Raw genomic sequence first — 23,089 nt, 5'->3', positions numbered from 1 at the left:
TTATTCCCCAACCGTCCCACCAATCCCCTAAATCAATGCTCACCGGATCAGAACTGCTGGCCAAGGTCAAAGAGCTTGGCGATGTGGGCAAGTCGGAGATCGTCCGGGCTTGCGGGTATGTGTCCAGCAAGAAAGACGGTGGCGATCGGCTCAACTTCACCGCCTTCTACGAAGCGCTGCTGGAGGCCAAGGGTGTGGAGCTCGGTGGCACCGGCAAAGTCGGCAAGGGTGGCCGCAAGCTCAGCTATGTCGCCACTGTGCAGGGCAACGGCAACCTGTTGATCGGCAAGGCCTACACCGCCCTGCTCGATCTCAAGCCCGGCGATGAATTTGAGATCAAGCTGGGCCGCAAGCAGATCCGCCTGATCCCCGCCGGCGCGACCGACGAAGACGAAGAGTGATCGGTCCGGGCGCTGCCGCCCAGGCTGCGCCACCGGAGCCCTCCAGTTTCGATGCAACCCCCGGCTGGACCGGGGGTTTTTTGTGACCGCCGAGGCCCAGACTGTCAGCTGTTCTGACGGATGGTTGGCATGCGGCAACGGATGCGGGCCCGCCCCGCGGCCCCCGTTCTGGCGGTGTTGTTGACGGCTGTCCTGGGGGTGATCGGCCTGCTGCTCGGTCCCGTTCCGGCCCTGGCGGCGTCGGCCCCCGAGCTCTCGGCTGGAGCTGGGTTGTTTGAGCAGCACTGCGTGGGTTGTCACGTCAATGGGGGCAACATCATTCGCCGCGGCAAAACCCTCCGCCTGGCGGCTCTCGAACGCAACGGCATCACCGGGCCGGAGCAGATTGCGGCCATTGCCGCCGGCGGTCAGGGCCAGATGTCGGCCTATGGAGCCGTGCTCGGAGAAGCAGGCCCGGAGGCCGTTGCTCTCTATGTGTGGCAGCAGGCCCAGCTGGATTGGCCCAAGAGCTGAGCGCTCTGGCGTGCTTCCCAGGAGCACGGTCCCGCTCCCCCGTCTCTGCTCAGAAGGCCTGGATCCAGGGATACACCTGCACGGCCGTCCAGATGCCATGGCGCCAGTACACATCGCCCTTCACCAAGCACTCCACCTGCTCGAGGGTTTCGGCCTCGTAGATCCCAAACACGTGGGTGCTGCCCTCCGTGGGGCCCAGGGTGATCAGGGTGCCGGCGTCCTTGAGTTGTTGGAGTCCGGCCAGGTGTTCCTCCCGGTAGGGGGTGCGCTTGTCCAGCGCGTTGTCGCAGTAGGTGCCCCAGAGCACAAAGCGCATGCGGGTGTCGGGAGGTGGGTGGCTTCTGAGGGTAGGGGCTTGGTGGCTGGTGGTAGGACTGTTCAGGGGTTGGAAGGTGATGCCTGCTGGCCCTGTTTGTGTTTTCCCTTCCGATGCTTCGCCCCACCCTTCTGCTCGTCTCTGCCGTCCTGATGGCAGCCCCTGCCCACGCCAACATGATGCAGCAGATCATCGTGGGCAAGTGTTCCCAGGCCATGCAGGACGACTTCAAAAAGGCCGGGAAAACCCCGCCTGCCGGCATGGTGAATGACACCTGCGGCTGTATCGCCGACGGGATGCTCAAGAAAGGTCAGAGCCTCGATCAGGCCAAGACCATCTGCGTCAAGCAGACCACGGCCAAATACAACCCCTGAGCCACTTGCCACTGGTGGAGTCCGTAGCTAGGGGTGAAGTGTTGCCGAGGTCGGGAAGCGGCCACCAGCTCCCGCACTGTTCCAAACCGGCGGCACCGGGCGCTCCGTCAGGGGCGCCCCCAACCCATTCCCAGCCGTGATCCAGCCCATCGCCGTGCACACCCCGGGGCCGGCGCGGCGGCTGCAGGCGGTGCTCAGCCCGGTGATTCCCGAGCTGGCGGCCCTGGTGCGCGACACCCCTGGCACCCTGTCCCTGGCCCAGGGCATGGTGGACTGGGATCCCCCCGAGAGCGTTGCCGTTGCCGTGGCGGCGGCCCTGGCCGCCGGGGGCCCGGAGTTGCACCGGTATGGGGCCCTCCAGGGGGACCCCCAGCTGCTGGAGACGATCGCCGCCAAGTTGGCGGCTCACAACCGGCTGGAGCTTGAGGGCGCGGCGCTGTTGGTGACCGCCGGCAGCAACATGGCCTTCCATGCCGTGGTCCAGGCGATCGCCGAGGGGCCGCCCGGGGAGCCCAGCGAGGTGATCCTGCCGCTCCCGTACTACTTCAACCACGTGATGGCGGTGCAGCTGGCCGGTGCCGTGCCGGTGCTGGTGGAGGGGGGTGCGATCCCCGATCCCGAGCGGCTGGCGGCGGCGATCACACCGCGCACCCGTGCCATCGTCACGGTGTCGCCGAACAACCCCAGTGGGGTGGTGATTCCGGCGCCAGTGCTGGCCGCGATCAACCGGCTCTGCGGCTTGCACGGCCTGTTTCACATCTGTGACGAGGCCTACGAGCTGTTTGTGCACGGCCGTGAACCCCACTGGAGTGCGGGTTCCCTGCCCGGCAGTGCGGCCCACACGGTGTCGCTGCACTCCCTGTCCAAGGCCTACGGCATGGCCGGATGGCGGCTGGGCTACATGGCGGTGCCCGCTGCCCTGCTGCCGGCGCTGCATAAGCTGCAGGACACGGTGCTGATCTGTCCGCCGCGGCTCACCCAGCACGCGGCGCGAGCCGCTCTGGCTGCGGGCCCGGCCTGGTGCGCGCCGCGCCTGGCGGGCCTGGCCGGCCGGCGTCAGCAGCTGCTGGATGCGGTGGCCACCCAGCAGGCCCAGGGGCTGCCGGTGCGCGTGCTGGCCGAGCCCGATGGGGCCTTTTATGCCCTCTTGCAGCTGGATGGTGCCGCCGCCGGCTCCCTCAGTGGCGACACCCTGATGCGCCGCCTGGTGCGCGAGCACCGGGTGGCGGCCCTCAGCGGCGAGAGCTTCGGGCTGGAGGCTGGCTGTGGGGGGCCGGTGCTGCGGCTCAGTTACGGCATGCTCGACGCCGCCGACTTGGCCGAAGCCCTCGACCGGCTGTTCCGTGGGGTGGGAGCCCTGCTGGCTTGAGCACCCGGCGCCGGGTGCTTGGCCGGGATCAGCTGTCCAGGGCAGCCCGCAGCTCGGCGCAGAAGCGGCCCGCGGCCGCCGCCACGTCGCCCTGCTGGCCGTGGGCTTCGGCCATCACCTTCACCAGGGCACTGCCCACGATCGCTCCGTCGGCACCCCAGTCGCGCACCTGACGGGCCTGCTCGGGCCCGGAAATGCCGAAGCCCACCGCCACGGGGGTGTCGCCCTGGCCCTTGAGCTGGCCCACCAGGGGGCCCACCCGGGATTCCAGGCTGGTCCGCACCCCGGTCACGCCCGTGACGCTCACCAGGTAGGTGAAGCCGCGGCTGGCGTGGTGGATCCGGCCCATGCGCTCGGCTGGAGTGGTGGGGGCCACCAGCAACACCAGATCAAGGCCGGCGGCAGCGGCAATGGCCGAGAGTTTTTCGGCTTCCTCCAGGGGCAGGTCGGGCACCACCAGGCCCGCGGCTCCAGCGGCGGCGGCGGCGGCGCAGAAGGCCTCCATGCCCCGGTTGAGCAGGGGGTTGCTGTAGGTGAACAACACCACCGGAATGGTGAGCTCGCCCTTGAGGGAGCTGAGCATCTCCAGCACCCGGGCCGGGGTGGTGCCGGCGCCCAGGGCCCGGCTGGCGGCGGCCTGGATCACCGGGCCATCGGCCAGGGGGTCGCTGTAGGGAATGCCCAGCTCCACCAGGTCGGCACCGTTGGCTTCCAGGGCCAGCAGGCAGGAACGGGTGTGGGCCAGATCCGGATCGCCCGCCATCAGGAAGGGCATCAGGGCGCAGCGACCCTGTTGGCGCAGGGCGGAGAATCGCTGCTGGATCGGGGTGGGGGCGGAAGACACAGCAGCAGTGGCAGACACAGCAGCGGGCACGGCTTGGGCCAGTGAGCCTATGCCTCACCAGGGGGCGCGTCCCCGAGCTGGCCGGTCTCCCGCAACAGGCGCTCCTGCTCTTCGGGGCTGAGGGCGTCGAACTTGCGCTGTAGGGCGTCGGTGGTGAAGGCGTCGTAGGCCTCCCGGTACGTGCGGCGCTGCTGGATGAACGTCATCTGGCCGGTGACCACCCGGAACAGGTAGCTGCCCGTCCAGGCCAGCACCAGCACCATCAGCAGGGCCGATGCGGCGATGCCGGCGGAGAAGCCTTCAAAGCCCCCCAGCTGGAACAGTCCATAGCCAGCGGCACCCAGGCCGAAGACGCCCAGGGCGAGCAGCAGAGCTTTCCCATTGGTCATGGCTGCAGGTCACCCTGGCCTGCCATGCGCAGATTGATGAAGGGGGAAAACAGGATCAGGCCGGGGAAGAACAGGAACACCAGCCCATAGACCCCGAAGCGCTCCAGCTTGCCCATCACCGTCCAGCGCTTGATCATCCAGGCGTAGAGCAGCAGGGGTACCGCCACGAGGTAGGTGCCTCCGAGCACCGCGTAGCCGGCAAGCACCAGCAGGGTGTCCTGCGGAATGGATTGGAGAAATCCGGGCAGCGGCACGGCGGGCCTGCGGGGGATGGGGGTGCGCTGAATTTAGGATGTCTTGGCTGGGGGCATGGCGGAATTGGTAGACGCAGCGGACTTAAAATCCGCAGACGGCGACGTTGTGGGGGTTCAAGTCCCCCTGCCCCCACTTGCGTTCTGTCAGGCCTAGGGCCACAGGTTCGCGGCCCATTCGCGTTCCAGATCCGCGTTTCGGTCTAAGATCTGCACAACCGGCAGAAGCCGGCGGGTTTCGAGCCCGCGCACGTCGGTCCCAGCACCTTGCATCCCCTTCGCTTCCTGGGGAGGTCTCTCAAGTCAGACGATCGAGCCAGGTTTCCAGGCCGATCAATGTCCAGTTGACTGTCCTGCCGGACTGTCTTGTGTGATTCCTCCCCATGGAGGAATGGCAGTCCTCCGGTGCGAAATCCATATCTGTTGAACCGTCCATGTCTTCTTTCTTTTCCCCGACATCCCTGTCCGTGACCACGTCCTGGTCGTCCCGCCCTGCCGGGCGCTCCAGCGGCCCCAGCTGCCCGCTGCACCAACGCCCCCAAGGGCGGCCGGCTTCCCAGCCGCTTACCTGGGAGGAGTTGCTCGGCCAGCGCTGAGCAGCGCCTGAAAGTGCCGCCCCTCATCTCCCGGGGTGTCCGAGGTGTTGAACAGCACGTCCAGGTGTTCCCCCAGGCGCACCGTGAGTTCCTCCAGAACCTGGTCCTGGGGGCATCCCCCCAGCCAGCTGGCATTCAGGTAAATCGTCTGACGGCTGTCCGAGAAATGGCTCCTGGCGCCCGGCAAGTCGTCGTCGGTCAGGAGCTCCACGGCCGGCAGGCCCCGGAAGTCTCCCTGGGCCAGCGCCTCGGCCAGGCTCACCAACGCCTCCGGAGGCTCGCCCAGACCCAGGGCGTGCACGGACGCGCTCACCAGGCTGCCATCGGCGGCCCAATCCAAAATCCGCTGACGCCAGGCCTCCAGGCACGCTCCAAGCTCCTCACTGCTGGATGGCGACGGGGATGGCGACACAGTCATCGGCGGTGTTGGATGTGGGGCTGACGGGGTGGGCTAGGGCGCCTGCAGGCGCTCCCGCTGCAGGTAGACCCGGATCAACTTTTCATCCATCAACCCCTGGCGGGCCAGGGGAGCCTCATTGCAGCGTTCGAACAGCCCCAGCAGCGTGGCGGCCTGGAACTGGAAGCCGTGCGCCGCACCGATGGCCACCACATCCGGAGCGGTGATCACCTCGTTGAGCTGGTCGCGCAGGTTCTGATCCTGCTGAATGCGGCCCAGAAAGCTGAACAGGGCCTCCAGCTCGCTGGCCTGGCTGCCGGGTTCGGCGCTGGGGTTGGCGTCCAGATCCATCACAGGTGCCTCGCGCGGCGCGGAAGGGAGAGCTCACGCTAGGGCCGACCCGCCCAGCGATCACCCTGGGCCGGGCGACCGTTCAGAATCGCGCCACAACCTGCTCGACCCGCGTCTTAGAGCGATGACCCTTCTGCCCAGTGCCATCGAGATCATCGTGGGCATCCTGCTGCTCTTCGGCGGTGGCGAATTGTTTGTGGGCGGCTCCACCGCCCTGGCCTTGCTGCTGGGGATTCCCCAGATCGTGATCGGCCTCACGGTGGTGTCGCTGGGCACCAGCGCTCCGGAGCTGTTCGTGAGCCTGATCTCCACGATTCAGGGCGGCGACGACATCGCCGTGAGCAACATCGTGGGCAGCAACATCTTCAACGTATTGGTGGTGCTGGGCCTCAGTGCCCTGGTGGTGCCCCTGCGGGTGAAGAGCCGGCTGGTGCGCCGCGATGTGCCCCTTCTGCTGGGGGTGTCCATGGCGGTGTGGGGGATGACCTCCGGCGGCCGCCTCACCTGGCAGGCCGGTGTCGCCCTGCTGGTGGGCACCGTGATCAACCTCGTGTGGGAGATGCGCACGGCCGGGGAGAACCCCGATGAGGCCGGCGATATCGACGACAACGACCGGGCCACCCCACCTGTGGCTGGCGCCAAATTGGCGGGGGGCCTGGTGCTGCTGGTGGTGGGATCCCAGGTGCTGGTGAAAGGTGCCACCACGGCGGCCGTCGCCCTGGGGGTGAGCCAGACCGTGATCGGTCTCACCATCGTGGCGGCCGGCACCTCCATGCCCGAACTGGTGACCTCTTTGGTGGCGGCCTACCGGGGCAAGGCCGACCTGGCCATCGGCAACGTGGTGGGCAGCAACCTGCTCAACCAGCTGGTGATCCTGGGACTCTGCGGTGTGGCCTCCGGCGGCGCCGGTCTCACGGTGGATCCGGTGATGGTGAACCGCGATTTCCCGATCATGGTGCTCACGACCCTGGCCTGCCTGCCCATCTTCTGGACCAATGGGGTGATCACCCGGCTGGAGGGCGGAATCCTGGTGGGTCTCTATGGCCTCTACCTGGTGGAACAGGTGCTCACCAACACGGTGACCTCGGCGGTGGATGAATTCCGCTTGGTGGCGTTGGTGGTGGTGGTGCCGCTGGTGCTGGTCTTCCTGGTGTGGCAAACCCTGCGCTGGCGTCAGCAACGGCACGCATGAGCCTTCTGGCCAGCAGTGTTGTTCCATCCCTCAGCACCACCGGCCTCCAGGAGTTGCTCCAAACCTGGGGCTATGGGGTGATTTTTGTGGCCATGCTGCTGGAGAGCGCTGGCCTTCCCCTTCCGGGAGAAACCATCACCCTCCTGGGCGGCTATGCAGCGGGCAGTGGTCAGCTGCAGGTGCTGGGGGTGATCGCTGCCGCCGCCGGCGGGGCGATCATTGGCGACAGCCTGGGCTACTGGATCGGGCGACGGGCCGGTTGGCCCTTGCTGCTGCGGATGGGGGGCCTGTTGCGCCAATCCCCGGAGCAGCTAGAGGGCTACCGGTTGCGGTTCCTGCGCCATGCCGGCAAGTCGGTGTTCCTGGGCCGCTTCGTGGCGGTGCTGCGGGTGGTGGCTGGCCCCATGGCCGGTGCGGTGGGCATGCCCTACCGGCGCTTTCTGATCTGCAACTGTGCCGGCGCGGTGCTGTGGGCCTCCACGATGGTGAGCCTGGCCTGGCTCGGGGGGCGCTGGGTGCCCCTGGATCGGATGCTTGAAGGGGTGCTGGAGTTTGGGCTCGGCGCGCTGCTGCTGGTTTCACTGGTGCTGCTGCTGCCCAAGCTGCTCTCCTGGTGGGAGCGCCGCCAACTCGATTCCGGTGACGGTCCCTAGCGATGGACCTCACCCCCCAGCAGCGGCGCGCCGCCACCCTGGCGGCCCTGCTGGGCAATGCCCTCGAGTGGTTTGACTTTGCCGTTTACGGCTACGTGGCCACCCCCCTGGGCCATGCCTTTTTCCCCGCCGAGGATCCGGGCCTGCAGGCCGTGGCCGCCTTCGGTGTGTTTGCGGTGGGCTATCTGATGCGGCCCGTGGGCAGCCTGGTGCTCGGCCCGATCGGCGACCTGCTCGGGCGCCGCAACATGCTCAGCCTCAGCATCGTGCTGATGGGCGCCGCCAGCCTGTTGATCGCCCTGTTGCCCACCCATGCCCAATGGGGGGCGGGTGCCGGGCTGGCCCTGCTGGGCCTGCGCATGGTGCAGGGGTTTTCGGTGGGCGGTGAATTCACCGGTTCGATGACCTACGCCACCGAGGCGGCCCGCCCGGGTCAGCAGGGGATGCTGGCCAGCCTGGCCACCGCCGGTGGTCTGGTGGGGTTCAGCCTGGGCTCCCTCACCGTGGCCCTGCTGGCTCGGGCCCTCGGCGACGCCGCCATGGACGCCTGGGGCTGGCGGCTGCCCTTCGCCCTGGGAGGTCTGGTGGCCCTGTTGGGCCTGTGGATGCGGCGGCGCATGCCGGAAACCCTGGAGCCCCACCACCGCGATCCCCAGCCCGTTGGTGCGGTTCGGTTGCTGCGGGCCATGGGGGGCCGGCTGGCCGAGGTGCGTCAGCAGGGGCCCTTGGTGCTGCGCATCATCGCGTTGGTGTCCTTCGCCAACGTGGTGTTTTACGTGCTGTTTGTCTACCTGGTGGATTACAGCGGTCACCAGGCCGGCTCCAGCCTGGCCCAGGCCAATGCCACCTCCACCGTGATCCAGACCCTGGGGTTGCCCCTGGTGCTGTTGGGCGGCGTGCTGGCGGATCGCTGGGGCCAGTTGCCGGTCAACCGGCTCGGCACCCTGCTGCTGGCCCTGGCGACGCCGATCGCCTTGCCCGTGGTGCAGCTGGCCGGCCCCAGCGGCCTGGCCATGGGCCAGCTGCTGGGGGTGTTGCCCGTGATGCTGTCCATGGGGGCCCAGGGTGTGCTGGCGGTGGAGTGGGTGCCGGTGCGGCAGCGCTGCACGGTGTTTTCGATCGCCTACAGCCTGGCGATGGCCCTGTTTGCGGGCACCGCTCCCGTGGTGTGCAGCTGGCTGTTGGAGGAGCGGGGCTGGCAGTGGGGGCCGGCCCTCTATTGCTGTCTGTTTGCCCTGCCGGCCTGGTGGGCCCTGCAGACCCGCCCCCGCCCCTGACGGCCATCCCGGTCCCTTCCCCCGCGATTGCTGGCAAACTGCGCCAAACCTCCGTTGGGGCCCCATGGGTTGGCTGCGCAGACTTGCCACCGCACTCCCCCTGGTCAGTGTGCTGACCCTGGTGGGTTGTGCCAGCGAGGGCGGGGGGATTCAGAGCCAGAAGATGGCCACCGTCAAGGCTCGCGGCAGCCTGATTTGTGGCACCGATGGCAAGTTGCCGGGCTTTGGCTATCTGGGCTCAGACGGCCGCTATGTCGGCCTTGATGTGGACACCTGCAGGGCCGTGGCGGCTGCGGTGCTGGGGGATGGCGAGAAGGTGGAGTTCCGCGATCTCAATCCCAGTGAGCGTTTTGCGGCCCTCTCCAGCGGCGAGGTCGACCTGCTGGCCCGCAACACCACCATGACCCTGAGCCGGGATGCGGCCGGGGGCAATGGGCTGAGCTTTGCGCCCACCACCTTTTATGACGGCCAGGGGGTGATGGTGCCTGCCGCCAGCGGCCTGGCTGATCTCAAGGCCCTGGCCGGCAAGCCGGTGTGCGTTCCCAGCGGCACCACTAGCGAGCTCAACCTGGCCGATCGGATGCGGGAGCAGGGCATTGCCTACACCCCGCTCAAATTCCAGACCCTCGATCAGATGTACACCGCCTACCTCAGTGGGCGCTGTGCGGCCGTGAGCACCGACCGCTCCCAGCTGGCGGCCCAGCGCAGCACCTTCCCCCAGCCGGAGGCCCACACCGTGCTGCCCGTGGTGATGAGCAAGGAGCCCCTCACGCCGGCCACGATCAATGGGGATCCGGCCTGGGCTGACGCGGTGCGCTGGACCCTCTTCGCCCTGATGCAGGCGGAGGAGATGGGGATCACCCAGGCCAACGTGGCGGCCAAGGTTGCCGAGGCCAAGGCCAAACCCAACCAGGCCGACCTGCGCCGCTTCCTCGGGGTGGAAGGTGACTTCGGCCGCCAGCTTGGGCTGCCCGCAGACTTTGTGGTGCGGGCGATTGGCGCTGTGGGCAACTACGGCGAGATGTTCGAGCGCAACCTGGGCCAGAAGTCCAAGCTGAAGCTGGAGCGCGGTGTGAACCGTCTCTGGACCCAGGGCGGGCTGATCTATGCGCCGCCCTTCCGTTGAGCCAGCCCGTGCGCGCCTCTGCGGTCACGCCTTCTGCAGTCACGCCCTCTGTGGTGACGCCCTGGTGGCGCCATCGCCGCCTGATGCCCTGGCTGATCCAGGCGGCGGTGGGGCTGGTGGTGCTCGTTCTGGTGGCCTTTTTGCTGGGCAACCTGGTGCGCAATCTCACCCAGGCCGGGCTGCTGCTCACCTGGAGCTGGCTGGGCAATCCCGCCGGATTTGAGATCGCCGAAACGGCGATTCCCTTCGATGCCGCCATGCCCTACTGGCGTGCCCTGCTCGCGGGGCTGGCGAACACCCTCAAGGTGGTGCTGGCGGGGCTGGTGGGGGCCACCGTGCTCGGCACCCTCGTGGGCACCGCCTCCTTCAGCACGAATGGATTGCTGCGCCGTCTCGCCAGGGTCTATGTGGAGCTGATCCGCAACATCCCCCTGCTGCTGCAGTTGGTGTTCTGGTACTTCGTGGTGTTTCTGGCCCTCCCCAACGGGGCGGCGGCCCTGCAGCTTCCCGGGGTTGTGCTGGCCAAAGCGGGCCTCTACCTGAGTTGGTTTGATCCGGCGTGGCAGTGGCAGGGGCCCCAGCTGATCAACGGCGTCTGGACGGCGCCGCTGCGGATCACGGTGGAATTTGCGGCCCTGCTCACCGGGCTGGTGATCTACACCGGAGCCTTCATCGCCGAGGTGGTGCGAGGCGGCGTGGCGTCCGTGGCCAAGGGCCAGTGGGAAGCCGCCAACTCCCTGGGCTTCAGCCCCCTGCAGACCCTGACCCGGATCGTGCTGCCCCAGGCCCTGCGGGTGATCGTGCCGGGCCTCAACAGCCAGTACATCTCCCTGGCCAAGAGTTCCTCCCTGGCGGTGGCCTGCGGGTACACCGACCTCTACTCCGTGGCGGAAACCACCCTCAACCAGACGGGCCGGGCGGTGGAGGTGGTAGTCATTCTGCTGGGGTCCTACCTGGTGATCGATCTGGTGATCTCAGGGCTGATGAACGGGCTCAACGGCCTGGTGCAGTTGAGGGAGCGCTGAGATGGCGCCTGTGTCTCCGGTGATGGTGCGCCCTGGGCCCTGGCAGCGGCTGCGCCGGGAGCTGTTCGCCAGCCGCGTCGATGGGCTGATTTCGATCGGCCTGATCGGTGGTCTGGTGGCGGTGGGCCTGGGCCTGGCCAAGTGGGTGCTGGTTCAGGCCCAGTGGACCGTGATCAGCGCCAACAGCACGCTGTTTGCGGTGGGTCGCTACCCGCTGGAGCAGCAGTGGCGCCTCTGGCTGCTCACCACCCTGCTGGCCCTGGCCACCGGGCTCAGTTGGGGGCTGCTGCGGGCCTTGCCCCGCTCGGGGGCCTCCGCGCGGGCCTGGCCCCGCAACGACCGCTGGGCGGTGGCGATTCTGGTGGTGCTTGCCCTCTGGCGGCCGATGGCCCTCCAGCTCGCCCTGCCCATCCAGCTGCGCTGGTGGGCGATCACGGGCCTGTTGCTCCTGGCCCGCTGGGCTGCGGGCCGCTGGGGCGCCGCGATCCCGGCGTCGGCCCGTCGCTGGATGCCGCTGATCTGGCCCCTGCTCTACCTGCTGGGCATGGTGTTGATCAGTGGCGGGCTCGGCCTGGTGCGGGTGGCGCCCTCCGATTGGGGTGGGCTGCTGCTCACCCTGCTGATGGCCACGTTCTCGATCCTGCTCTGCTTTCCCCTGGGCGTGCTGCTGGCCCTGGGGCGCCGCAGCAACCTGCCATTGCTGCGCTGGGGCTCGGTGCTCTACATCGAGTTTGTGCGCGGGGCGCCCCTGATCACCCTGCTGTTCCTGGGCCAAAACATCCTGGGCTTTCTGTTGCCCGGTGGGCTGGCGCCCGATCGGGTGTGGCGGGCCGCCTGGGTGCTCACCTTCTTTGCGGCCGCCTACGTGGCGGAGGCGGTGCGTTCCGGTTTGGCCGCCATCCCTGCGGGTCAGTTGGAGGCGGCCCGCTCCCTGGGGTTGCCCATGCCCCAGGCCCTGATCCATGTGGTGCTGCCCCAGGCCCTGCGGGTGGCCCTGCCCGCCACGGTGGGGCAGTTCATCTCCCTGCTGCAGGACACCACCTTGCTGTCGTTGATTGGCCTGCTGGATTTGCTGGGAACGGCCCGTACGGTGATGGCCAACCCGGCGTATCTGGGCCGGAATGCCGAGGTGTACCTGGTGCTGGCCGTGCTGTTCTGGTGCTGCTGCGCCGCCTTGGGTCTGGGGAGCCGTGCCCTGGAAACCCGCCTCAACCCCACTGCCCCCTCCAACGTCACCCCTTCGCGATGACCCGCTCCGACGCCGTGATGATCGAGGCCCGTGGGGTCGAGAAGTGGTATCCCAATGGCTTCCACGCCCTGCGGGGGGTGGATCTCACCGTGGAGCAGGGGGAGGTGGTGGTGATCATGGGGCCCTCGGGCTCGGGCAAGAGCACCTTCCTGCGCACCTTCAATGCCCTGGAGGATTTTCAGAAGGGGTCGATCAGCGTTGACGGCATCACCCTCAGCGACGATCTGCGCCACATCGACGCCATCCGCCGCGAGGTGGGCATGGTGTTCCAGCAGTTCAACCTGTTCCCGCACCTGACGGTGCTGCAGAACCTCACCCTGGCGCCGGTGCTGGTGCGCAAGCTGCCCAAGGCGGAGGTGCAACGCCGGGCCCTGGACCTGCTGGAGCGGGTGGGGATCGCCGAGCAGGCCCACAAGTACCCGGGCCAGCTCTCCGGTGGCCAGCAGCAGCGGGTGGCGATTGCCCGCTCCCTCTGCATGGAGCCCCGCATCCTGCTGTTCGATGAGCCCACCAGTGCCCTCGATCCCGAGATGGTGCAGGAGGTGCTGGAGGTGATGCAGGCTCTGGCCCGCGATGGCATGACCATGGTGGTGGTGACCCACGAGGTGCGCTTCGCCCGCCAGGTGGCCCACCGGGTGGTGCTGATGGATGCCGGGGTGGTGGTGGAGAGTGCGCCGCCTGAGCAGTTCTTCACCGATCCCCAGCACGAGCGCAGCCGCCAGTTCCTGAGCCAGATCAGCTGAGCTCGATCCGCCGTCCAGAACAGCTCGGGCTGCGTTCACGGGGGGCGCCTAACCTCAGCCCATTCCTATGTGGCATAGGTTCCTTGCCCTCCCCTTCCACGCTGGCCTGGCATGCACTCCCAGGCGATGCCGCTCTCGAGCAGCTCCAGAGCCCAGCGGGCGGACTGAGCACCCCGGAGGTGACCCGCCGCCGGGAGGAGGTGGGGCCGAACCGGTTGGAGCTGGCGGCGGGCCGCAGCAACTGGCAGATCCTCTGGGATCAGTTCAGCAACGTGATGTTGATCATGTTGCTGGCCGTGGCGGCCGTCTCCGCTGGGGTGGCCTATGTGGAGCAGAAATTCCCTAAAGATGCGATCGCGATTGTGCTGATCGTGGGCCTCAACGGCCTGTTGGGGTATCTGCAGGAAAGTCGGGCCCAGCAGGCCCTGCTGGCCCTGCGGGAGTTGGCCCAGCCACTGGTGCAGGTGCGCCGCGATGGCCAGTGGCAACGGCTCTCCAGCGATGAGCTGGTGCCGGGAGACCTGATCCGGCTCGAGGCTGGCGATCGGGTGCCCGCCGATGCCCGGCTGCTGGAAACCGCCGACCTGGGGGTGCGGGAGGCCGCTCTCACCGGTGAATCGGATGCGGTGTTCAAGCGGGCCGAGCTGTTGCTGGACGCTGCCACGCCGGTGCTGGAGCGCCTCAATTGCCTGTTCCAGGGCACCGAGGTGGTGCGCGGGCGTGGGGTGGCGGTGGTGACCGCCACGGGCATGGCCACCGAACTGGGGCAGATCGCCACCTTGATCAACACCGCCGGTGGGGAGAGCACCCCGTTGCAGGAGCGGCTGGATGGCCTGGCCAAGGTGCTGGTGGGCAGCTCCCTGGCCCTGGTGGCCGTGGTGGTGGGCCTGGGCTTGCTGCTGGGCCAGGACCCGCTCAACCTGCTCGAGATTTCGCTGTCGATGGCGGTGGCGATCGTGCCGGAGGGCCTGCCCGCCGTGATCACCGTGACCCTGGCCATCGGCACCCAGCGGATGGTGCGAAAGGCAGCCTTGATTCGCCGTTTGCCCGCGGTGGAAGCCCTGGGCTCGGTCACCGTGATCTGTTCCGACAAGACCGGCACCCTCACCCAGAACCGCCAGGTGGTTCAGGAGCTGCGGATCGGCACCGAGGCGGTGGCCGTCACGGGCCAGGGCTATGTGCCCACCGGTGCGTTCACGGCAACGGCCCTGGCGGCCCCATCCGGAGCGGTTGCCGGTTCCCCGGCAGGCCTTCAGGAGCTGCTGCTGCAGGCCGGTGTGCTCTGCAGCGATGCCGAACTGCGCCAGGACGGCGAGGGCCGCTGGGAGGTGCTCGGCGATCCCACTGAAGGGGCCTTGGCCGTGGTGGCCGGCAAGGCCGATTTCGATGACTTCGCCGTGCGGCAGCGCTATCCGCGCCAGGCCGAGATTCCCTTCAGCTCGGAGCGGCAGTTGATGGCCGTGTGGGTGGAAGACCAGGACGGCAGCCTGCAGGCTCCCCTGGGTTCCCTGGCCCAGGGCTCCCACCAGCTGCTGATCAGCAAGGGTGCCCCGGAGGTGATCATCGCCAACTGCAGCCGTTGGGTGGACGGCTCCGGTGTGGTGCCCCTCAGCGGCGACCAGCGTCAGTGGTGGCTCGATCAGGCCCAGGGTCTGGCGGCCTCTGGATTGCGGGTGCTGGCGTTCGCCTGCGCTCCCAACCACCCCAGCCCAGAGCAGGACCTCAGTGGTCAGGTGCTGCTGGGCCTGATGGCCCAGCTCGATCCGGCCCGTCCGGAGGTCACGGAGGCTGTTTCCGTGTGCCGTGGGGCCGGGATTCGCCCCGTGATGATCACAGGCGACCACCCGCTCACCGCCCGGGCCATCGGCGCTGGCATCGGCCTCACCACCCTCGATGGGGAAGTGGTGCTTGGCCGGGAGCTGGAAGCCTGCAGTGATGAGGAGCTGCGGGCGGTTGTGGCCCGCTGCAGCGTCTATGCCCGGGTGCCGCCCGAGCAGAAGCTGCGGATCGTCAAGGCCCTCCAGGCCAACGGCCAGGTGGTGGCCATGACCGGCGATGGCGTCAACGATGCCCCTGCCCTGAAGCAGGCCCACATCGGTGTGGCCATGGGCATCACCGGCACGGAGGTGAGCAAGGAAGCCTCCGACATGGTGCTGCTCGATGACAACTTCGCCACCATCGTCAGTGCGGTGGAGGAAGGCCGGCTGGTGTACGCCAACATCCGCCGCTTCGTCAAATACATCCTCGGCAGCAACGTGGGTGAATTGATCACGATTGCGTCCGCTCCCCTGTTGGGCGTTCTGGGGGTGCCCATGACTCCCCTCCAGATCCTGTGGATGAATCTGGTGACTGACGGCGTGCCGGCCCTGGCCCTAGCGCTAGAGCCTGCAGAAGACGGCTTGATGCAGCGGGAGCCTGCCCGCCCCGGGGAATCGATCTTTGCCCGGGGCATTGGCCGCTACATCCTGCGGGTGGGGGTGGTGTTTGCCCTGATCGTGATTGTGTTGATGGTGTGGAGCTACCGCACCGCGGGGCCCAATGGCCCCTGGAAAACCATCGTGTTCACCACCCTCTGTCTCTCCCAGATGGGCCACGCCCTCTCGGCCCGCAGTGACCGTCCCCTGTTCCAGGTCAACCCCTTCAGCAATCCTGCCCTGCTTTGGGCAGTGATCCTCACCAGTGCTCTGCAGCTGCTGCTGCTCTATGTGCCCTGGCTGGCCAAATTCTTTGGAACCGTGCCCCTGTCGGCGTCGGATCTGGGCGTTTGTGTGGGCGTCAGCCTGATCTTCTTCGTCTATCTGGAGGCCGAAAAGGTGTTGCGCCTGTGGTGGCGGCATCGCACCTCCGATGCCACCACGGACTGATGCGGGGCCTGGCTGATGCGGGCTCTGGCTTGATCAGAGCCCGAATTGCCGGCCCACCAGCAGGGGCACCAGCAGGGTCATCACCACCGTGAGGGGCAGGCCGTAGCGGGCCACATCCAGGAACCGATAGCGGCCTGGCCCGAACACCATCAGGTTGGTTTGGTAGCCAACCGGGCTGAGAAAACTCTGGCTGGCGCCGAACAACACGGTGAAGATCATCGCCATCGGAGCTACGCCCAGTCCGATGGCGAGCTTGGCCACGATCGGGATCAGCATGGCCACCGTGGCGGCATTGCTCATCACCTCGGTGAGCAGGGTGGTGAACAGAAATACCGCCGCCAGGGCCCAGTAGATCGGCCAACCGTGCAAGCCACTCAACAGGCCCTTGGCCATGGCTTCCGCCAGGCCCGTTTTCTCCAGCGCCACGCTGAAGCTGCCCAGGGAGCCCAGCAGCAGGATCACATCGAGCCGGATCGAGCGCTGCAGTTCGCCGCTGCGCAGGCAGCCGGTGGCCACCATGGCCACGGTGGCCAGCAGCACCGAGGCCACCAGCGGAATCAGCCCCAGCCCCGGCAACAGGATCGCCAGCACGGCGATCGCCAGGGCCAGCCGCTTGCGGCTCACCGTGGGTAGGTCATCTTCCAGCTGTTCCAGCACCACCAGGTCGTTGTTGGCCTGCAGGCCGCGGATCGCGTCCTTGGGCCCCTGGATCAGCAGCACATCCCCTTCCCGCAGCATGGCCTTGCCCAGGCGTTCCCGCAGCACGGCGTTGCCGCGGCGCAGGGCCAGCACCGTGGCGTTGTAACGCTGGCGGAAGCGCAGGTCGCGCAGGCATCCCCCGGCCAGGCTGGAGCCCGAGGGCAGCAACACCTCCACCATCCGCTGGCTGCCGGCCACGGTGTCGGCGTTCTCGCTGGCGCCTTCCGGCGTGGGGGCCAGCACGATGGTGTGCTCCTGCTGCAGCCGCAGCAGATCGGCTCGGGTGCAACGCAGCAGCAGGCGGTCGCCTTCCCGCAGGGGCCGGTCGGCCAGCGGTGGGGTGAAGCGTTCCTGGCCCCGGTGCAGCTCCAGCACGTCGACGTCAAAGCGGCGCTGCAGCCGGCTGTTGTGCAGCGACTGGCCCACCAGCTCAGATCCAGCGGGGATCATCACCTCGGTGAGGTAGCCGCTGGCGGAGAGGTTCGACACCAGGTCGTCGTCATTGCTGCCGCGGTCGGGCAGGAAGCGATCCGAGAGCAGGGCCATCACCAGGCTGCCCACCAGCCACACGCCGATGCCGATGCCGGTGAAACTGAACAGCCCGAAGGCGCCATAGCCCAGTTTTTCGCTCACTTCGCTGGCCAGCAGGTTCACCGAGCTGCCGAGCAGGGTCATGGTGCCGCCCAGCACGGTGGCAAACGACAGGGGCAGCAGCACCTTGGAGGGAGCGATGCCGCGCCGTTGGCACCAGCCCTCCACCACCGGCAGCAGGGAGGCCACGATCGGCGTGTTGGGCACAAAGGCCGAGACCGGCCCCACCACGGCCGACAACAGCACGATCATGCGCTTGGGAGAGCGCACGGCATCCGAGCCGATCAGCCCCCGCAGCCGATCCAGGGCTCCGGAACGGAACAGGCCAGCCGAGAGGGCAAACAGGGCCATCACCGTGAGCAGGGCTGGGCTGCCGAATCCCGCCAGCGCCTCGCCCGGCTTCAGCACTCCGGTGGCCATCAGCAGCCCCACCGCCAGCAGGCCGGTGACCTCCGGGGCGATCACGCCCCATACAAACAGCACAACCGAGAGCACCAGCACCGCCAGGGTGATCAGGGCACCGGGCTGGAGGGAGGCCTGCAGGAGCGCGTTCACAGCAGAACAGAACGGGTCAGAACCGGATTGTACGGTTCCATAGTCGGAGATTTGTAGTTTCCCCGTTGCTGCGGCGCCTCAGGCGCTCACCACCGTCATCTGGTGCAGGCCTTCCAGGCCCTGCCAGCCCAGATACACCCCCAGCACCAGGGCGAACACCCCCACCAGCCATTCGGCCCGGTGCACGAGCCAGTCGTTGAGGGTCGTGAGCGGGGCCCGCAGCCGCTGTTCGCCTCCCAGCAGCCACAGCAGCGGCGGCAGCAACAGCAGGGACGTGGTGATGGCCACAAACACCCCGCCCACCTCCAAATCGCCGCGCAGGCTGGTGTGATTGGTGAGCAGCATGCCGCCCTCCTTCACGTAGAACACCAGGTTTTCCGGGCTCACCAGGGCACATCCCGCCCCCAGGGCCAGCAGCGGTCCCGCCCCCAGTTCAGGCAGCTTGGCCATCAGCTGCATGGCCCAGTTCTCTTCGCCGATGGTCACCGCTGGGGTGAGCTGGAACAGCCCCAACCCCACCAGCGCCCCGGCACCGACCAGATCCATCAGGATCTGGCCGCGGCTGCCCAGGTGCATCGCCCAGCTCAGGCGACCCCCCACAGCCACCACTAGCCCAAGGGCCCCACCGTTGGCCAACATCCAACCGGCGAGGAAGGTGCAACAGCGGCGCAGGGGCTGGGTTCCCAGCAGCAGCAGCGCCACCAGAGCGATGTTGATTGGACTGAAGGAGATCCCCAGGCCCAGGGCAATTGTCTGGGTGAGCCAGTGGAAGGGAAGCATGCACTGCCGCGATCGTGTGCAGGCTGTCAGAGATCCAGCCCCGCCGTGGCGCCCTTCAGCTGCCGGGCAGTTGGGCCAGGGCTTCGCTGGCGCCCATCACCACCAGCAGTTCGCCCGCCTCGAGCACGTGGGAGGCGGGCGGGTTGACGGTGAGCTGGTTGTCGGGGCCGGCGGCCAGCACGCTCACGTTGTAGTTCTTGCGCAGGTTGATGTCGCGCAGCGACTGGCCGATGAAGGCCGCCGGCACCCGGATCTCCTCGATGCTGTTGCGGTCGTCGAGGCGCAGCCGCTCCAGCAGGTTGGGGCGCACCAGCTCCATGCCCAGCCGGTGACCCTGCATCTTCGAGGGGAACACCACCCGATCGGCCCCCACCCGCTGCAGCATCTTCATGTGCAGATCACTGGTGGCGCGGGCGATCACCTGCTTCACCTGGCTGCCCGGGCTGTCCTTGACGATCAGGGTGGCGGTCACGCTGGCTTCGATCGGTTCGCTCATGGCCACCACCACCGTGGTCATATCGAGCACGCCGGCGGCCCGCAGGGCCTCCTCGTCGGTGCAATCCACCACCCGCGCTTCGATGGCGGGGTCGATCTGGCGCAGCTCATCGATGGCCCGCTGGCTGGCATCGATCGCCAGCACTTCAGCCCCGGCCTTGATCAGTTCGCTGCACACGGCCGAGCCGAAGCGCCCCACCCCGATCACGGCGAAGCCGCCCTTGACGGCGCCTTCCGAAGCATTCCAGTGCCACCAGTTGGTCATCGGTTGGATCTCAGATGTAGAGCTCTTCGCGGGGGTAGCCCACCCGGGGTTGGGGCCGGTTGCCGTAGATGGCTGAGAGCAGCAGCAGGATGCCCAGTCTGCCCACGAACATGCCCACCATCAGCACCAGCTGGCCCCAGCGGTTGAGTTGGGCGGTCACGCCCAGATCGAGCCCCACGGTGCCGAAGGCCGACATGCAGGTGAACAGCTTTTCGAGGAAGTTGAAGCTGGTGCGGGTGGGTTCGCCTGCGGTGGTGGGGCCGATGCCCAGCAGCAGGGCCATCAGGATCACGAACAGCGCCGAGGCCAGGGTCACCCCCACGGCCCGCAACACCACGGTGTCCGGAATCTGGCGGCGATGAATCACCACCTCCTCGCGCCCCTGGAGGGTGGAGCGGGTGGCTCCCATCAAGGTGGCGAAGGTGGTGGTTTTGATGCCGCCGCCGGTCCCGCCCGGGCTGGCGCCAATGAACATCAGCACGATCAGCAGCAGCAGCCCCGCATCGGAGAAGGTCTGAATCGAGAGCGGCACGGTGTTGAAGCCCGCGGTGCGCGCGGTGATCGATTGGAACAGGGTCACCTGGATCCGTTGCCACCAGGCCAGGTTCTCCATCACGCCGCCGGCGGCGAAGTGCTCGGTGAACAGCAGCCCCAGGGCCCCGAAGACGATCAGCAGGGCGGTGCTGCGCACCACCAGCCGGGTGTGCAGGCTGAGCCGGCGCAGCTGTTGCAGGCGCTTGCGGTTGCTCCACAGGTCGTTGATCACCCGCCAGCCGATGCCGCCCACCACGATCATCGAGGCGATCACCCCGTTCACCACCGGGTTGTCGCGGTAGCGGATCAGGTTGTCGCTCCAGAGGCCGAAGCCGGCGTTGTTGTAGGCGCTGATGCAGTGAAACAGGGAGGCCCAGAGGCGCTCCAGGGGATTGCCGATGTCGGTGAAGCCGAAGGCGTAGAGCACCACCGTGCCCAGCCCCATCACGCAGAAGCCCGTGATCAGGATGCTGTTGAAGGTGGGGCCGATGCCGCCCACCCCAAATTCATCGAGGGCCCGGCCCTTGTCGAGCCGGTGGCGCAGGCCGGAGCGGCCCTGCACGAACCCCTGCAGAAAGGTGGTGATCGCCATCAGCCCCAGCCCGCCGGTGATGATCAGCCCCGCCAGGGTCACCTGGCCAAAGCCGGTGAGATCGCGGCTGATGTCGATGATCGAGAGGCCGGTCACGGTGATCGCTGAGGTCACCGTGAACAGGGCCTCCCACAGACCCACGTCGTCGGTGGAGCAGAGCGGACTGGCCAGCACCACCGTGCCGATGGCAATCACCAGAGCACCCGTCACCAGGGTGAACTGGGGCACGGTGAGCTGCTGGCGCCACTTCTGGAGGCTGCTCCAAGGGGTGCGGGTGAGACCAGAAAGCACGCGGATCAGCTGGCGGTGGGTGGGGGAAAACCTGCTCGTCCCTAGCCTAAGCACCCTCTCCGTCGGGGATTTCCCTGGACGCACACCGTGGTGCCCGCTGTGTTGATCCAGCCGTGTTGACCCAGGAGTGGATTGGGGGGCTGCCCGAGCTGATGGGGCAGGCGGTGGAGGCCAGCCCAGCGATGGGCTATCTGGCGGTGGGCCTGGTGATGCTGCTGGAAAACCTCATTCCCCCGATTCCCTCCGAAGTGGTGATGCCCTTCGCCGGCTATCTGGTGGGCCAGGGCCGTCTCGACCTTGTGCCCACCGTGCTGGCCGGGTTGCTGGGCACCGTGCTGGGGGCCTGGTTCTGGTACGGAATCGGCCGTCTGATCCCCGAACCCAGGCTGGCCCTGTGGGTGGAGGGGCCGGGACGCTGGCTGGGGATCCGGGCCGAGCAGCTGGCCAGGAGCCGGGACTGGTTCCAGCGCCATGGTTCGGCCCTGGTGTTCTGGGGCCGGCTGGTGCCAGGGGTGCGCACCCTGGTGTCCGTGCCGGCCGGGATCGAGCGGATGCCCCAGGGGCCTTTCCTGCTTTGGACCACCGCCGGCAGCCTGGTGTGGACCCTGCTGCTCACCCTCGCCGGGAAGGCCCTGGGCCAGGGCTACGAACAGGTGCAGGGCTGGCTCGCCCCCTGGGCCCAGGGGATCGAGCGAGGACTGGTCATGGCCCTGGCGGCGGGGCTGGTGGTCTGGGTGGTCCGGCTGGTGTGGCAGCGCCTGCAGGCGGAGTAACCGCTACTCGCGGCGCTCCACGCCGGTCGGTTGGCCTAGGGGGGAGGGGTTACGGCTGACCGCATCGGAGAGAAAGGAGAGCGCCGTGGCCACGGCGGCAATCCCCAGCAGCAGGGCCACGCTGCTCAGTTGACCCCACTGAAATCCGCCTGCCTCCAGGGAGGGGGCCTGCGGATGGCCGCAGTCGGCGCAGATCAGCAGCGTTCTGGAGCTCCCCACCTTGGTGAGCAGGCGGCAGCCGCACTTGGGGCAGGCCATCTGGGGGCGGCAGTGAAGGGCGAATTATGGCCGGATCAGTGCTGGACCCGAGCGCTGGCGGGATTGATCAACGCTGCTGTTCAGGGCAATAGCCCATGCCTTCTGATGGACGCCCCAACTCCGTTTTACGGACCCTAAGGTTCGCTCCACCCCAAGCGAATACGCCGGTTCCCATTGAATTTTTGTTGTGATCTCCCGTGATTGGTTGACGCGATGACCGTCTTTCTGCTTCAGGCAGCCTGGCTCATTCCGGCCTATCCCCTGCTCGCGGCTGTGGCCTCCCTCGCATGGTCGCCGGGATTGATCTCCCGCACTGGCCCGCGGCCCTGTGGCTACCTCAATCTGCTGATGGTGGCTGTGGCCTTCGGCCACAGCCTGGTGGCGCTCACCGCCCTGCACACCAACGCCCGTGCCGGTGCCGAGGCCCTCTACCGGCCGATCAGCTTCGGCTGGACCTGGCTGGACACCGCCGGCCTGCGGGTTGGGTTTGACGGGTTGGTGACCGAGCCGGCCCTGATCGCCATGGCGGTGATCACGGGCTTGCACCTGCTGGTGCAGATCTACGCCATCGGCTACCTGGAAATGGACTGGGGCTGGCCCCGCTTCTTCGGCTCGCTCAGCTTCTTCGAGGCGGGCCTCTGCGCCCTGGTGCTCACCGATTCGGTGTTCTTCAGCTACGTGATCCTCGAGCTGCTCACCCTGGGCACCTACCTGATCGTGGGCACCTGGTACAACCAGCCCCTGGTGGTGAAGGGGGCCCGTGATGCGTTTCTCACGAAGCGGATTGGCGACCTGATCCTGCTGGCCGGGGTGATCGCCCTGCTGCCGATGACCGGCACCTGGAATTTCCATGGCCTGCAGGGCTGGGCCGCCGATCTCACCAACAACGGCACCCCCTTGCCGATGGGCTTCCAGCTGATCCTGCTGGCCCTGATTGCTGGCCCCATGGGCAAGTGCGCCCAGATCCCCCTGCACCTCTGGCTCGATGAGGCGATGGAGAGCCCCCTGCCGTCCACCGTGCTGCGCAATTCGGTGGTGGTGGTGGGCGGCGCCTGGGTGCTGCTGCGGTTGGAGCCCCTGCTGGAGCTCAGTCCCTTCGTGCAGGCGGTGCTTGTGGTGGTGGGCGGCTCCACCGCCGTGGTGGCCTCGCTGATTGCCCTGGCCCAGGTGGATGTGAAGCGGGCCCTCTCCTTTCTGGTGAGCAGCTGGCTGGGGCTGCTGTTCGTGGCCGTGGGCCTGGGCGGCACCGCCGTGGCCGACCACCTGCTGCTGGTGTATCCGCTGCCGATGGCCCTGCTGCTGATGGCGATCGGCACGATCGTGATC

At 67.7% G+C, this 23,089-nt stretch carries 25 protein-coding genes and 1 tRNA gene; 15 read left to right on the top strand and 11 right to left on the bottom strand.

Going from position 1 to position 23,089, the window contains the following annotated elements; genetic code table 11:
- Positions 1–35 precede the first annotated feature (35 nt).
- Both KBY71_RS07425 and KBY71_RS07420 read left to right on the top strand, forming a co-directional pair.
- Positions 36–401: an AbrB family transcriptional regulator gene (locus KBY71_RS07425; RefSeq protein ID WP_254928296.1), complete on the top strand. Its 366-nt coding sequence runs from the start codon at positions 36–38 to the stop codon at positions 399–401.
- 120 nt (positions 402–521) lie between these two features.
- Positions 522–914 carry a c-type cytochrome gene (locus tag KBY71_RS07420; protein WP_396095091.1) on the top strand — a complete coding sequence of 131 codons (393 nt, stop codon included), beginning with the start codon at positions 522–524 and terminating at the stop codon, positions 912–914.
- Between the two features lie 49 nt (positions 915–963).
- Here KBY71_RS07420 and KBY71_RS07415 read toward each other — a convergent pair whose 3' ends face one another.
- Positions 964–1,230: a YciI family protein gene (locus KBY71_RS07415; RefSeq protein ID WP_254928295.1), complete on the bottom strand. Its 267-nt coding sequence runs from the start codon at positions 1,228–1,230 to the stop codon at positions 964–966.
- A 152-nt stretch (positions 1,231–1,382) separates the two neighbouring features.
- Between KBY71_RS07415 and KBY71_RS07410 the strand changes: the two genes are divergently transcribed.
- On the top strand, positions 1,383–1,604 hold the full coding sequence (locus KBY71_RS07410; RefSeq protein ID WP_254928294.1) for a hypothetical protein: 222 nt from the start codon (positions 1,383–1,385) through the stop codon (positions 1,602–1,604).
- A 136-nt stretch (positions 1,605–1,740) separates the two neighbouring features.
- Positions 1,741–2,973 carry an aminotransferase class I/II-fold pyridoxal phosphate-dependent enzyme gene (locus tag KBY71_RS07405; RefSeq protein WP_254928293.1) on the top strand — a complete coding sequence of 411 codons (1,233 nt, stop codon included), beginning with the start codon at positions 1,741–1,743 and terminating at the stop codon, positions 2,971–2,973.
- 28 nt (positions 2,974–3,001) lie between these two features.
- Here the strand turns inward: KBY71_RS07405 and trpA are convergent, their stop codons facing one another.
- From trpA to KBY71_RS07390, 3 genes are read right to left on the bottom strand one after another with little or no spacing between them, the layout of a single operon-like run.
- Positions 3,002–3,817, bottom strand: coding sequence for a tryptophan synthase subunit alpha (trpA, locus tag KBY71_RS07400; RefSeq protein WP_254928292.1), 816 nt, complete (start codon positions 3,815–3,817; stop codon positions 3,002–3,004).
- A 47-nt stretch (positions 3,818–3,864) separates the two neighbouring features.
- Positions 3,865–4,206: a DUF3007 family protein gene (locus KBY71_RS07395; RefSeq protein ID WP_254928291.1), complete on the bottom strand. Its 342-nt coding sequence runs from the start codon at positions 4,204–4,206 to the stop codon at positions 3,865–3,867.
- Complete coding sequence (locus tag KBY71_RS07390) at positions 4,203–4,460, bottom strand: NAD(P)H-quinone oxidoreductase subunit L (protein WP_396095090.1); 258 nt, start codon at positions 4,458–4,460, stop codon at positions 4,203–4,205. The genes KBY71_RS07395 and KBY71_RS07390 overlap by 4 nt, the downstream gene beginning before the upstream one ends.
- Before the next feature lie 49 nt (positions 4,461–4,509).
- Between KBY71_RS07390 and KBY71_RS07385 the strand changes: the two genes are divergently transcribed.
- Positions 4,510–4,593, top strand: a tRNA-Leu gene (locus KBY71_RS07385).
- Between the two features lie 428 nt (positions 4,594–5,021).
- On the opposite strand, the gene KBY71_RS07380 is transcribed toward KBY71_RS07385, so the two are convergent.
- Both KBY71_RS07380 and KBY71_RS07375 read right to left on the bottom strand, forming a co-directional pair.
- Positions 5,022–5,366, bottom strand: coding sequence for a hypothetical protein (locus tag KBY71_RS07380; protein ID WP_254928290.1), 345 nt, complete (start codon positions 5,364–5,366; stop codon positions 5,022–5,024).
- 138 nt (positions 5,367–5,504) lie between these two features.
- Positions 5,505–5,801, bottom strand: coding sequence for a Nif11-like leader peptide family natural product precursor (locus KBY71_RS07375; protein ID WP_254928289.1), 297 nt, complete (start codon positions 5,799–5,801; stop codon positions 5,505–5,507).
- A gap of 124 nt (positions 5,802–5,925) precedes the next feature.
- Between KBY71_RS07375 and KBY71_RS07370 the strand changes: the two genes are divergently transcribed.
- From KBY71_RS07370 to KBY71_RS07335, 8 genes are all read left to right on the top strand, one after another.
- Positions 5,926–6,993 carry a calcium/sodium antiporter gene (locus KBY71_RS07370; protein ID WP_254928288.1) on the top strand — a complete coding sequence of 356 codons (1,068 nt, stop codon included), beginning with the start codon at positions 5,926–5,928 and terminating at the stop codon, positions 6,991–6,993.
- Positions 6,990–7,646 (top strand): DedA family protein, encoded by a 657-nt coding sequence (locus KBY71_RS07365; RefSeq protein ID WP_254928287.1) that lies wholly within the window; start codon positions 6,990–6,992, stop codon positions 7,644–7,646. The genes KBY71_RS07370 and KBY71_RS07365 overlap by 4 nt, the downstream gene beginning before the upstream one ends.
- Before the next feature lie 2 nt (positions 7,647–7,648).
- A complete protein-coding gene (locus tag KBY71_RS07360) occupies positions 7,649–8,923 on the top strand; it encodes an MFS transporter (protein WP_254928286.1) in 1,275 nt (424 codons plus the stop codon).
- Between the two features lie 64 nt (positions 8,924–8,987).
- Positions 8,988–10,049 (top strand): amino acid ABC transporter substrate-binding protein, encoded by a 1,062-nt coding sequence (locus tag KBY71_RS07355; protein WP_254928285.1) that lies wholly within the window; start codon positions 8,988–8,990, stop codon positions 10,047–10,049.
- An 83-nt stretch (positions 10,050–10,132) separates the two neighbouring features.
- Entirely contained in the window at positions 10,133–11,074 is a 942-nt protein-coding gene (locus KBY71_RS07350) for an ABC transporter permease subunit (protein ID WP_254928313.1), read from the top strand.
- 1 nt (position 11,075) lies between these two features.
- Complete coding sequence (locus KBY71_RS07345; RefSeq protein ID WP_254928284.1) at positions 11,076–12,323, top strand: amino acid ABC transporter permease; 1,248 nt, start codon at positions 11,076–11,078, stop codon at positions 12,321–12,323.
- Positions 12,320–13,066, top strand: coding sequence for an amino acid ABC transporter ATP-binding protein (locus KBY71_RS07340; protein WP_315858535.1), 747 nt, complete (start codon positions 12,320–12,322; stop codon positions 13,064–13,066). The genes KBY71_RS07345 and KBY71_RS07340 overlap by 4 nt, the downstream gene beginning before the upstream one ends.
- A gap of 83 nt (positions 13,067–13,149) precedes the next feature.
- Entirely contained in the window at positions 13,150–15,930 is a 2,781-nt protein-coding gene (locus KBY71_RS07335; RefSeq protein ID WP_254928283.1) for a cation-transporting P-type ATPase, read from the top strand.
- Positions 15,931–15,963: 33 nt separating this feature from the next.
- Here KBY71_RS07335 and KBY71_RS07330 read toward each other — a convergent pair whose 3' ends face one another.
- The 4 genes from KBY71_RS07330 to KBY71_RS07315 all read right to left on the bottom strand — a co-directional run bounded on the left by KBY71_RS07330 (position 15,964) and on the right by KBY71_RS07315 (position 20,732).
- Positions 15,964–17,775, bottom strand: a complete 1,812-nt coding sequence (locus KBY71_RS07330; protein WP_254928282.1) for an SLC13 family permease — start codon at positions 17,773–17,775, stop codon at positions 15,964–15,966.
- Between the two features lie 78 nt (positions 17,776–17,853).
- Complete coding sequence (locus KBY71_RS07325; protein ID WP_254928281.1) at positions 17,854–18,555, bottom strand: GAP family protein; 702 nt, start codon at positions 18,553–18,555, stop codon at positions 17,854–17,856.
- Between the two features lie 55 nt (positions 18,556–18,610).
- The gene (locus KBY71_RS07320; RefSeq protein ID WP_254928280.1) at positions 18,611–19,315 is read right to left on the bottom strand and encodes a TrkA family potassium uptake protein; all 705 of its coding nucleotides are present in this window, start codon (positions 19,313–19,315) and stop codon (positions 18,611–18,613) included.
- 10 nt (positions 19,316–19,325) lie between these two features.
- Entirely contained in the window at positions 19,326–20,732 is a 1,407-nt protein-coding gene (locus KBY71_RS07315; RefSeq protein WP_254928279.1) for a potassium transporter TrkG, read from the bottom strand.
- Between the two features lie 152 nt (positions 20,733–20,884).
- Here KBY71_RS07315 and KBY71_RS07310 point away from each other — a divergent pair, with 152 nt between their 5' ends.
- On the top strand, positions 20,885–21,505 hold the full coding sequence (locus KBY71_RS07310) for a DedA family protein (RefSeq protein ID WP_254928311.1): 621 nt from the start codon (positions 20,885–20,887) through the stop codon (positions 21,503–21,505).
- A gap of 3 nt (positions 21,506–21,508) precedes the next feature.
- Here KBY71_RS07310 and KBY71_RS07305 read toward each other — a convergent pair whose 3' ends face one another.
- Positions 21,509–21,763: a hypothetical protein gene (locus tag KBY71_RS07305; protein ID WP_254928278.1), complete on the bottom strand. Its 255-nt coding sequence runs from the start codon at positions 21,761–21,763 to the stop codon at positions 21,509–21,511.
- 213 nt (positions 21,764–21,976) lie between these two features.
- Here KBY71_RS07305 and KBY71_RS07300 point away from each other — a divergent pair.
- Positions 21,977–23,089, top strand: a 1,113-nt coding sequence (locus tag KBY71_RS07300; RefSeq protein ID WP_261354695.1) for a proton-conducting transporter membrane subunit, incomplete at its 3' end; no start/stop codon positions are given.

It is taken from the genome of Cyanobium sp. T1B-Tous (assembly GCF_024345475.1).
Taxonomy (GTDB): domain Bacteria; phylum Cyanobacteriota; class Cyanobacteriia; order PCC-6307; family Cyanobiaceae; genus Cyanobium_A.
The sequence above is the reverse complement of the archived record's forward strand: the minus strand, read 5'-3'. Positions and strand labels throughout refer to the sequence as shown.